At 65.5% G+C, this 11,007-nt stretch carries 7 protein-coding genes; 3 read left to right on the top strand and 4 right to left on the bottom strand.

The features are described 5' to 3' along the window. Window positions 1–47 precede the first annotated feature (47 nt). From M2390_RS09230 to M2390_RS09220, 3 genes are all read right to left on the bottom strand, one after another. Window positions 48–1,133, bottom strand: coding sequence for an NADH:flavin oxidoreductase/NADH oxidase (locus M2390_RS09230; protein WP_259178174.1), 1,086 nt, complete (start codon window positions 1,131–1,133; stop codon window positions 48–50). 266 nt (window positions 1,134–1,399) lie between these two features. Next, window positions 1,400–2,482 (bottom strand): NADH:flavin oxidoreductase/NADH oxidase, encoded by a 1,083-nt coding sequence (locus M2390_RS09225; protein ID WP_259178172.1) that lies wholly within the window; start codon window positions 2,480–2,482, stop codon window positions 1,400–1,402. A 23-nt stretch (window positions 2,483–2,505) separates the two neighbouring features. Continuing rightward, complete coding sequence (locus M2390_RS09220) at window positions 2,506–3,120, bottom strand: HAD family phosphatase (RefSeq protein ID WP_259178171.1); 615 nt, start codon at window positions 3,118–3,120, stop codon at window positions 2,506–2,508. A gap of 83 nt (window positions 3,121–3,203) precedes the next feature. On the opposite strand from M2390_RS09220, the gene M2390_RS09215 reads away from it, so the two are divergent. Both M2390_RS09215 and M2390_RS09210 read left to right on the top strand, forming a co-directional pair. Further along, the gene (locus M2390_RS09215; protein WP_259178168.1) at window positions 3,204–4,457 is read left to right on the top strand and encodes a glycosyltransferase family 87 protein; all 1,254 of its coding nucleotides are present in this window, start codon (window positions 3,204–3,206) and stop codon (window positions 4,455–4,457) included. A 1-nt stretch (window position 4,458) separates the two neighbouring features. After that, window positions 4,459–4,761, top strand: a complete 303-nt coding sequence (locus M2390_RS09210) for a thiamine-binding protein (protein ID WP_030148900.1) — start codon at window positions 4,459–4,461, stop codon at window positions 4,759–4,761. Window positions 4,762–4,858: 97 nt separating this feature from the next. Here M2390_RS09210 and M2390_RS09205 read toward each other — a convergent pair whose 3' ends face one another. Continuing rightward, the gene (locus tag M2390_RS09205) at window positions 4,859–5,752 is read right to left on the bottom strand and encodes an alpha/beta fold hydrolase (RefSeq protein ID WP_259178167.1); all 894 of its coding nucleotides are present in this window, start codon (window positions 5,750–5,752) and stop codon (window positions 4,859–4,861) included. 264 nt (window positions 5,753–6,016) lie between these two features. Between M2390_RS09205 and M2390_RS09200 the strand changes: the two genes are divergently transcribed. Further along, window positions 6,017–10,936, top strand: coding sequence for an isopeptide-forming domain-containing fimbrial protein (locus tag M2390_RS09200; RefSeq protein WP_259178166.1), 4,920 nt, complete (start codon window positions 6,017–6,019; stop codon window positions 10,934–10,936). Window positions 10,937–11,007 lie beyond the last annotated feature (71 nt).

The following is an 11,007-nucleotide window of genomic DNA, read 5'->3' as shown; positions in this document are numbered from 1 at the left end:
AGCGCCCCGCCGAGATTTCTCGGCGGGGCGCTTTTGTCTGGTGTCCGCTAGCGATTACGGAACCGTGCGTGACCGTACGGTGCCGGGAAATAGTCGATGTTCGCACCGAGGACGTGCGCGGCGCGCAGGGGGAAGTGGGGATCGCGCAAGACCTCGCGACCCACCAGCACCACGTCTGCCTGATGATTGGTGAGTGCATCCTCCACCTGCTGAGGCTCGGTGAAGAGCCCCACGGTGGACACCGGGATGGTGGTGTTATCGCGCAGCAGCTTGGCAAACGGCACCTGGTATCCGGGAGCAACGGGAATCTTCTGATGGGCAACCAGCCCGCCGGTGGACACATCAAGTAGATCCGCCCCTGCGGCCTCGGCGCGACGGCCGATGTCCACGATCAGATCGTTGGTGAGTCCACCCTCGGCCCAGTCGGTGGCCGAGAGCCGGACCAGGATCGGAAGGTCTTCGCCAATTTGCTGACGCACCTCGCGAATCACAAGCTCCAGCAGGCGGGCGCGATTCTCCGGGCTGCCCCCAAACTCATCGGTCCGGGTGTTGCTGAGGGGGGAGAGGAACTGGTGGATGAGGTATCCATGAGCGGCGTGTAGCTCGATGATCTTGAAGCCGGCATCCACCGAGCGGCGTGCGGCGGTACCGAAGTCTCGGATCACCCGATGAATCTCATCCACACTGATTTCCCGCGGGACCGCATCACCCTCGTGTGCGATGGCCGAGGGGGCAACGGTGTCCCAGCCGCCCTCGGTGGCCGGCACGCTGCCGGTCTGATCTGTTCCCCACAGCGGACGCGTGGAGGCCTTGCGGCCGGCGTGGGAGAGCTGGATGCCGGGGATGGCACCGTGCTCGGTGATAAAGGCCGCGATCGGTGCCCAGGCGGCCGCCTGCTCGTCATTCCAGATTCCGGTGTCCTGCGGGGAGATGCGCCCCTCGGGTGCCACCGCGGTGGCCTCGGCGAGCACCACTCCGGCCCCGCCCACGGCGAACTGGCCCAGGTGCACGGTGTGCCAACTGGTGGGTACCCCGTCCTGCTTGTGCACCACGTACTGGCACATGGGGGTCACCCAGAGACGGTTGCGGGCGGTAATCGAGCGGAGGGTAATGGGGGTAAACACTTCGGACATGTGAGGCTCCTTCTCTTCCGGTCGTTGGCGCCAATTCCGGTGGAATGGGTGAACGATCGTTGGGTTCCATGGCGGAGATGGAACGTGGGAGTAGCGTGCGCCGGTGCGTATGCATCCCCTCGTTACATCACCTGCCACCATCCAACACCGTTCAGTGAACGGTTCTTCCCGGAACACACAATGTTTCGAAATTGATCGTTATTGTGGCCGCGACAAACCGCGGGCCCGGGTGGCAGGAATCCTGCCACCCGGGCCCGCGGTATCGTCTAGCGGGTGCGGAACGGTGCCCGCTCGTACGGCCCCGGGACATAGTCGATCTCGGCACCCAGGACGTGCGCCGCCCGCAACGGGAACCGCGGATCGCGCAGGGCCTCGCGGCCGATCAGGATCGCATCGGCCTGTGCCTCGGCCAGCGTCTCAGCCACCTGCTCGGGCGTGGTGAACAGGCCCACCGCGGCGACCGGGATACCGGTTGCCGCACGCAGGCTCGCGGCGAAGGGCACCTGGTAGCCGGGGGCAACGGGGATGTGCTGGTGGGCGACGAGTCCGCCGGTCGAAACGTCCAACAGATCGGCACCGGCAGCCTCGGCGCGGCGACCGATATCGGTGATGAGCTCCTCGGTGAGGCCACCCTCGGCCCAGTCGGTGGCCGACAGTCGCACAAAGATCGGCAGGTCGCCGACCCGGGTGCGCACCTCGCGAATCACCAGTTCCAGCAGCTTGGCCCGGTTCTCCGGAGTGCCGCCAAACGAATCGGTGCGGGTGTTGGACAGCGGGGAGAGGAACGAGTGCAGCAGGTAGCCGTGGGCCGCGTGAATCTCGATCACCTTGAAGCCCGCATCCACCGCGCGTCTTGCGGCGGCACCGAAGTCGCGCACGACTCCGGCGATATCCGCGGTCGTCATCTCGCGCGGGGTGTCATAGCCCTCAAACGCGATCGCCGACGGCGCGATGGTGGCCCAGCCACCCTCGGACTCCGGCACGCTGCCGGTCTGATCGGTGCCCCAGGGGCGATAGACCGAGGCCTTGCGGCCGGCGTGAGCCAGCTGGATGCCCGGCAGCGCCCCCTGTGAGGTGATAAACGCGGTGATCGGGGCCCAGGCGGCGGCCTGCTGATCGTTCCAGATGCCGGTGTCCTGCGGGGAGATCCGGCCCTCGGGGGAGACCGCGGTGGCCTCGGCCAGCACGATCCCGGCCCCGCCGATTGCGAGCTGTCCCAGATGGACGGCATGCCAGGCGGTGGGGACACCGTCCTGACGTTCCACCGCATACTGACACATCGGGGCGATCCAGATGCGATTGCGGGCGGTGACTGAGCCCAGGGTCAGCGGGCTAAAGGGTGATGACATGAAAACCTTTTGACTGGCCGGAGCTAGGCGAGTTCGGTCAGGAACGCGCGCAGGCTGCCGGGGGAGGTGTACACGTGGCCGGTGATGCCGAGCTCGCGTGCGGCGGAGATGTTCTCCTCCTTGTTATCGATAAACACCATCCGGTCGGCGTCGATTCCCAGCAGGTTCAGTGTGTGAACGTAGATGTCGTGATTGGGCTTGATCATGTCGATTTCGCCGCTGACAACAAACGCGTCGAAGTAGCCCGAGAGCGGGCCGTGACGGAAGTAACCACCAAAATCGGCACCGGCGTTGGAGAGCAGGGCGAGGCGGGTGCCGCCCTCGGAGAGTTCACGGATGATCGCAAACACCTCGGGATCGATCGAGAGCCAGCTGCGGAAGTCGCTGATCCAGATCTCCTGGATCCGGGCCTCATCCCAGTGGGTACCCAACTCGTCGGCGATGAGTCGCCAGTACTCAAGAACGCTGATCGTGCCCTGATCCAGCGGCGCGCGGTGCTTCCAGTACGGCGGCAGGAGGGTTTCTGCGTCCACACCGGTCAGCTCGACCGTGCGGGCAAAATCCTCGGCGTTCTGCGGAAGTGAGATGACATCCCCGTAGTCAAAGACGACGGTGCGGGGGTTCAGATTGAGGCTCATGGGTGTCCCTTCTTTGGGGCCCAGCGTATCCGTTTGCCTGCCAAACTCATGGAATCGTTACGCGCGCCACCTAGGATGAGGATGTGAATTCCCGACTTACCCCGTACTGGGTCATCTTTGTCCTTGTCCACCTCTGGGCATTCTGGCTCGCACTGACCTCCTCGGGGTACCCGCTGGGAGACGTCACGATCGTCTATCTGCCGTGGTCCGAACAGGCCATGAATGGCGGATCGATCGTGGGCATCAACCAGCCCTGGGTCTATCCGATCCTGGCGCTGCTGCCGATGATCCCGCCGCTGGCCTTCGGTCACGAGCTGTATGCGGTGGGCTGGTTGGTGATGTGTTCGGTTCTCAACGCGATCGCCTACGCGGTGCTGCTGGGTAACGGACGTTCAATTGGGCGTAAGCGCGCGGCCGTCTGGTGGATGGCCTTTATCGTGGTGCTGGGGCCGATCGTGATGGGCCGGATCGACGCGGTGACCGTGCCGATGGCAATCGTCGCGCTGCTGATCATCTCGCGCCATCCGATGGTCGCCTCGGTCATCCTGAGCATCGCAACCTGGATGAAGATCTGGCCGGCCGCGGCCATCGGGGCGGCGATTCTGGTGCTGCGCCAGCGGACCAAGATTCTGGTGGGCGGGATCTACACGACCCTGGTGGTGCTGGTGGCCGCGCTGTTTATCGGCGGATTCCCCAACGTGCTGTCCTTCATTACCCAGCAGACCGGTCGTGGCATTCAGATCGAAGCCCCGGTTGCGGTGCCCTACCTGTGGATCGCCTCGCTCGGGGGCAACGCCGAGCTCTACTATGACCGCGATATCCTCACCTATCAGGTGCGCGGTGAGGGTGTGGAAACGCTCTCGGCGGTGATGACTCCGGTGCTTGTGCTGGTGGTCGCACTGATCGCGGTTCTCGCCTGGCGTGCCCAGCGCACCCGCACCGGCGCGCTGCGCATTCTGCCGGTTCTGGTGTTGGCCCTGGTGACCGCAATGATCGCCGTGAACAAGGTGGGATCGCCGCAGTTCATGGTGTGGCTGATCGCCCCGATCGTGTTCGGTCTGGTGGTTTCGGCCGAACGCTTCCGCTTCCCCGCGGTGCTGGCCCTGGTGCTGGGACTGCTGACCCAGCTGTTCTATCCGTACCTCTACGGGTCGCTGCTGCGGGCCGAGCTGTGGGCGGTCATCACGATCACCCTGCGTAACATCGGTACGCTGGTTCTACTGGTCTGGTGTGTGCGCGAGCTGTGGCGCCTGGGTGCCCCGCACGTGCTGCCCAGCGCCGAGACCCGTGCCGCTGCCGCTCAGGCGGCGGCCACCCCCATTACCAAGGAGAGCTAACATGCTGGTTGCATTTTCGGTTTCGCCCAGTGGCAGCGACAACGCCGACGCCTCGGTTCACGACGCGGTAGCCGCCGCGGTCAAGATCGTCCGCGACTCGGGCCTGCCCAACCACACCGACTCGATGTTCACCACCATCGAGGGCGAGTGGGACGAGGTCTTCGCGGTGATCAAGGCCGCGACCGAGGCCGTGGGCGCCTTTGGCTCCCGCGTTTCGCTGGTGCTCAAGGCGGACATCCGTCCGGGCTACAGCGGCGAGCTGACCGCCAAGCTGGATCGCCTGGAAGAAGCACTGGCGGAGTAGCCACGGGCTCGGCGCCGGAATTCACGGTTCCGCGGGCTCGGCACCGGCGGCCTCGGGTTTCGCGGTGCCAAGCTTCGGAGCGCCAGGTTTCGCGGCCTCAGCCGATGAGGCTGAGGACCGCGTCGCCGAAGCCCTCCGGGTCCTCCTGCGGCGGGTTGTGTCCGGCACCGGGCAGCACCACGCGCCGGAAGGGGCCGGAGAAGTGGGATGCGTGCTCCGATGAGTCGAACCAGCCGAACCCATCCGCCCCGCTGTCTACCGACACGGTGGGCACGGTGATGGTGGGACGCCGAGCGAGGCGCTCTTCCAGCTCGTCATAGCGCGGGTCTCCCTCGGCCAGTCCGCAGCGATGCCGATAGGAGTGGATCACCACGTCCACAAAGTCCGGGTTGTGCAGGCTGGCCGCGGTGTCCGCAAACGCGGTGTCTGCCTCGGACCACTCCGGCGACCAGTCGCGCCAGAGCCCGCGGCACAGGTCCTCGCGGTATTGCTCCAGGCCGCGCCGACCCCGTTCGGAGTGGAAGTAGTACTGATACCAGGACAGTTTCTCCTCGGCGGGCAGGTCGGGTTCAACCGATCCGGCAATGTCTTGGATGGGGTAGCCCGACACCGTGACCAGGCCGTCGATCCGCTCGGGGAACAGTGCCGCGGCCACCGAGGCTGCCCGCCCACCCCAGTCGTATCCGGCAACGATTGCCCGCTCGATGCCCAGCGCATCCATGAGGTCGATGACGTCCCGGCCGAGCGCCGCCTGCTGGCCGGAGCGCGGCGTCTGTTCGGAGCGGAACCGGGTCGGACCAAACCCGCGCAGGTACGGTGCAATCACGCGCATCCCCGCGTCTGCCAGGATCGAGGCCACCCGGTCGTAGGAGCGGACGTCATAGGGGAACCCGTGCAGGAGGATGATGGGCCGGCCCTTGGGATCGCCGACCTCCTCATAGCCGAAGCGGAGCAGGGGCGTGTCGACAAACGCGACGTCGCTGATGGGCATGCGGAGTCCTTTGATCGGGGCTCGCGATCAAACGCCTCGACCGCTATAGCCAGGCTATGCCCAGGGGCGTGGCGCGTCATACCAAAATCCCGGACAAAACACACCCTAGCTTTGTGCGCCAGGTATGGATAACATTCGTACAAGCTGTCTGTGGGGGCGCACCGACATGACGCAGTGCGATCGATGTGCAGGCAGCGAAACGGGGGGAACTACACAGCCATGCCTGGACTTTCCAGCGGTAATTATCGACGCCAAAAACGGGGCTTGCTACGCAAAACCGCGGCGGTGATCGCGAGTGTGGCACTGCTGCTGGGGACGGCGGTGGGCCTGGGATCCGCCGCGGTGGCGGCGTCCAATCAGGTCAACATCGATAGCATCACGTTTGTCACCGAAGAGGGTGTGCAGATCAATGAGTTCCAGGATGGCACCAAGCAGTGGCTGGACATCCAGATGTCCATCCCGGGAGACGCGGTCGTTCCGGTTTCCGGCACGATTCCGCTCCCCGAAGAGCTGCGCGGTGAGCCCGAGACCATCACCCTGTACGCGCCCGATGGCACGCCGAACGGAACCTGTACGGTGAGCAATGCGTCCGTGTACTGCGAGCTCGATGACGACTATGTCACGGAGCATCCGCAGAACATGGAGGGGTTCTTCAAGTTCGAGGTGACGGTCATCAACGGCAACACCGAGGACGAAACCGTTCGTTTTCCCATCGTTGACAACTTCACCAACGAGGTGACCATTCGCCCGGGAAGCAGTCAGTGTGAGGAGGACTGCGAGCTTGATCCGGAGGACGGCTCAAAGGTCGGCTGGTACGACAAGACCGACGACACCATCGGCTGGGAGGTTCGTGTTCCCACCCCCGGATCGGACGGCATGGAGATCGGCGTTCCGGTCACCGTCATCGACGAGATCGACACCTCCATTTACGAGGTCCTGCCGGGCAGCCCCTACGTTGAGTACTTCGACGTTGTGATCGTGGAGCCGGACGGCCGCGAAGAGCTCAACTTCTATTCACGAACCTTTTTGCCCGAGGATGAGTTCACCGTCAGTGAAGACGGCACGCAGGTAGACTTCACCACCGCCGCCGGAAGACGCTACCAAGACCCCACCCTTCCCGAGGGGGAGCGCGGGCTCAAGGGCCGCGTGTACTGGGTCACCTGGAAGGTTCAGACCCTGGACCACGGTGCCCAGGGCACCTACCGCAACAGCGCCACGATCATCGTGGGTGATAATGAAGAGCGAACCGAGGTCGAGGGCTCGGTGACCAACCAGAGCGGCAGCGGTGGCGCAGTGGGCACCAACCAGGGCCGACTGGCATTCGAGAAGGAGATCACCGGAACCGCCGAGCGCGATCCCGATCTCCCCACCGCCTACGGCGTGACCTACAAGGCCTGCGATACCACCAAGCCCGGCTATAACCACGCCTCGCACTCCGGCCCCGGCTGCACGGACGGGACGCTGACGCTGCGCCCCGGCAAGACCACATGGTCCAGCTCCTTCCCCGCGGGGACCCGAGTGGTGGGCGAAGAGGTCACCCCGACCGAGCCCGAGAACGTTGTCTGGGACGGTGAATTCCAGCTGGTGGATGCGAGCGGAAACCCCATTCCCGGCTCGGAGGGCGACAGCGTTTTTGACGTGACGTTTACCTCCGCAAACGGCAACCTGGGTGCGCTCACCTTTTATCGGGTGACCAACGAGGCGAACTATGAGGAGCCCTCGGTCGGCGCATTCTCGGCCAGGAAGGTCCTGGTGGACGCCAACGGATTGGCACCCTCGGGGCTGGCCGACTTCCGCCTGAACTACACCTACCCCGCGGCCGCCGATGGATCGTTCCCGGCCGGTAGCGGGACCCTGCTTCTGCCCGCTAACGGCGAGGTGAAAACCAGCGGAGAGCTTCCCGTGGGGGCCGTCCTGACTCTGACCGAGTCGACGCCCCCGGCGGTACCCGGAGGGGTGTGGGGAACCGCGAGCGTGGTGCCCTCGACCCTTACCATCACCGCCGACGGTCAGTCCGAGGATCCGGTGAACGTGGTGGTCACCAACACCCTGCTGCCCGCCCCGGCACCGGGATTCGTGGTGGGCAAGAGCTCCGACCCGGCCAACGGGGAGAGCGTGGCGCCGGGGGATGTCATCACCTACACGGTGACCGGTTCCAACACCGGAAACACCCGGCTGAACCCCGTCACCATCACCGATGACCTGGATGATCTCTGGGACTACGTGACCTACAACGGCGATGCGTTCGCGACCATCGATGGAACCACCTCGGCGGGCACCCTCAACACCGATCCGAAGAACGCGCAGCTCGGCTGGACCGGTGCCCTGAACGCCGGCGAAACCGTCACCATCACCTACTCGGTGACCGTGAACCCCAATGCCTTCGGTGAGGTGCTGGAGAACCGGGTAACCGGCACCGCGGTGCCGCCGGTGGGCCCGCCGATCACCCCGCCGCCCGGGGAGACCGAGCACCCGGTGCCCGTCCCCGGGTTCACCCTGGGCAAGACCGCTAACCCGCCGCACGGTTCCGAGGTGAACCCGGGTGACACCATCACCTACACGCTGACGGGTGTCAACACCGGCGGAACCATCCTCGACCCGGTGGAGATTCACGATGATCTGAGTGGTCTCTCGCCGTACGTCACGTTCAACGACGATGCGTTTGCGACGATCGACGGAACCACGGACGCGGGAGTCCTCACCCTGGACAAGACCACGGGGAAACTCGACTGGACGGGCGCGCTGAAACCCGGCGAAACCGTCACCATCACCTACTCGGTGACGGTGAATCCCAACGCCATCGGCCAGGAGCTGCAGAACGCGGTCACCGGTTCGGCGCAGCCGCCGGGGCCGGGAGTTCCGCCCATCACTCCGCCGCCCACGGACACCGAGCACTCGGTCCCGACCCCGGGCTTTGAACTCACCAAGGTGGCGAACCCCGCGGATCGCACCGAGGTGCATCCCGGCCAGATCATCAGGTACACGGTCGTGGGAACAAACACGGGGGAGACCGTGCTGGACCCGGTTGTGATCGAGGATGACCTCGCCGGGGTAGTGGAGTTTGCCACCTACAACAACGATCACGCCGCGACCATTGACGGGACCACCCCCGCGGGCACCTTCACTCCGGAACCGGTGGTAACGAACCTTGTCTGGACGGGGGTACTCGAGCCGGGTGAGAGTGTGACCATCACGTATTCGGTGACGGTTGCCGAAAACGCCGTGGGGCACACGCTCGAAAACCGGGTGACCGGTGCCGGAACGCCTCCGGGCTTGCCGCCGATCGAGCCCCCGCCGGTGGACACCGAACATCCGGTCCCCACCCCGGGATTTGTGCTGGGCAAAACCTCGGTGCCGCGTTCGGGCGCGGATGTGAACCCCGGAGAGAAGATCACCTTCACCGTGACCGGCCGTAACACCGGCGGTACCGTGCTGGATCCGGTCACGATCCTGGACGAGATGGCCGGTCTTTCGGACTACACCACCTACAACAACGATGCCGAGGCAAAGATCAACGGGACGGGCCCGGCGGGAACGCTGACGCCCGACCTCGACGAGGCCACGCTGCTCTGGACCGGTGCGCTGGCCCCGGGCGAGACGGTGACCATCACCTACTCGGTGACGGTGAACGAAGACGCGACGGGTCAGGTGCTGGAAAACCACGTGAGTGGGTCCGCCACCCCGCCGGGGCCGGAGCGGCCGCCGATTATTCCTCCGCCCGTGGACACCGAGCACACGGTGCCGACTCCGGGGTTTGAGCTGGGCAAGTCCGCCGATCCGGTGAGCGGAACCACCGTTCACCCGGGTGACACCATCACCTACACGGTGACGGGGAAGAACACCGGAGGGACGATCCTGAACCCGGTGGTCATCAACGATGATCTGAGCGGGCTGTCGGAGTACGTCACCTACAACGATGATGCCGCGGCGAGCATCAACGGTACCGATCCCGCCGGAACCCTGACACACGACCCCGAGGCGGCAACGCTGCTTTGGACCGGTGTGCTGGCCGAGGGCGAAACCGTCACGATCACGTACTCGGTGACGGTGAACGCGGATGCTTCGGGCGAGACCCTGAACAACCACGTCAGCGGCACGGCAACCCCGCCGGGACTGCCGCCGATTGTTCCGCCGCCCGTGGATACCGAACATCAGGTGCCGACCCCGGGGTTTGAGCTGGGCAAGTCCGCCGATCCGGAAAACGGCACGGCCGTTCCTCCGGGGGACACCATCACCTACACGGTGACCGGGATCAACACGGGTGAGACGGTGCTGGATCCGGTGGTGATTACCGATGATCTGAGCGGACTGTCGGAGCACGTCACCTATAACGAGGATGCCGCGGCGAGCATCAACGGAACCGATCCGGCGGGGACCCTGGTTCCCGGTGAGGACGGCGAATCACTGGTCTGGACCGGGGTTCTGGCACCGGGCGAAACCGTGACGATCACCTATTCGGTGACCGTCAACCAGGACGCCTCGGGTGCGCTGCTCCGCAACCGCGTGAGCGGAGAGGCGACCCCGCCGGGGCTGCCGCCGATCGAGCCGCCGCCGGGTGAAACCGAGCATCCGGTTCCCACTCCGGGATTCGAGCTGGGTAAGAGCGCCGATCCCGCATCGGGCACGGTTGTTCTTCCCGGAAGCCGGATCACCTACACGGTGACCGGTGCCAACACCGGTGAAACGGTGCTGGATCCGGTGGTGATCGAGGACGATATGGCCGGGCTGTGGGAGTCTGTCACCTACAACGATGACGCGGTGGCCACGATCAACGGCTTCCGCACGGTTGACCCGGTTGTTGATCCCGAGGAGGCCACCCTGGTGTGGACCGGTGCGCTCGCCGCGGGGCAGACGGTGGAGATCACCTACTCGGTGACCGTCAACCAGAACGCCGGGGGCGAGGTCCTGGAAAACCAGGTGACCGCTAGCGCCCAGCCGCCGGGGGTGCCGCCGATCACGCCGCCGCCGGCCGACACCGAGCACCCGGTTCCGCCCAAGCCCGAGAGTCCGGTGGTCACACCCCCGACCGTCACCCCCGGGGACCCCGCGGGCACTCCGCCTCCGGGCGGGCTGGCCACAACCGGTTCGCAGTCGCCACTGGAGATGCTGTTCCTCGCTGCGCTCCTGCTGATGCTGGGTGGTGCGGTGATGCTGCGCCGGGCCCGGGCCGGGTCACCGGGATAGTGGAGTGAACCCGGGGCCATCCATGGTGTGATCATGGGTGGCCCCGGCTCAGCGAGTTTCCTCCTCGTTCA

The sequence above is a fragment of the Mycetocola sp. BIGb0189 genome, assembly GCF_024810155.1.
In the GTDB taxonomy this organism is placed as follows: domain Bacteria; phylum Actinomycetota; class Actinomycetes; order Actinomycetales; family Microbacteriaceae; genus Mycetocola; species Mycetocola lacteus.
Note: the sequence above shows the minus strand (reverse complement) of the source record. Positions and strands in the feature narration are given on the sequence as shown.

Excerpts from the sequence above, each read along its gene's own strand:
- M2390_RS09210 (WP_030148900.1), top strand. The coding sequence starts at position 4,459 with ATGCTGGTTGCATTTTCGGTTTCGCCCAGTGGCAGCGACAACGCCGAC.
- M2390_RS09230 (WP_259178174.1), bottom strand. The coding sequence starts at position 1,133 with ATGTCCGAAGTGTTTACCCCCATTACCCTCCGCTCGATTACCGCCCGC.
- M2390_RS09225 (WP_259178172.1), bottom strand. The coding sequence starts at position 2,482 with ATGTCATCACCCTTTAGCCCGCTGACCCTGGGCTCAGTCACCGCCCGC.
- M2390_RS09220 (WP_259178171.1), bottom strand. The coding sequence starts at position 3,120 with ATGAGCCTCAATCTGAACCCCCGCACCGTCGTCTTTGACTACGGGGAT.
- M2390_RS09205 (WP_259178167.1), bottom strand. The coding sequence starts at position 5,752 with ATGCCCATCAGCGACGTCGCGTTTGTCGACACGCCCCTGCTCCGCTTC.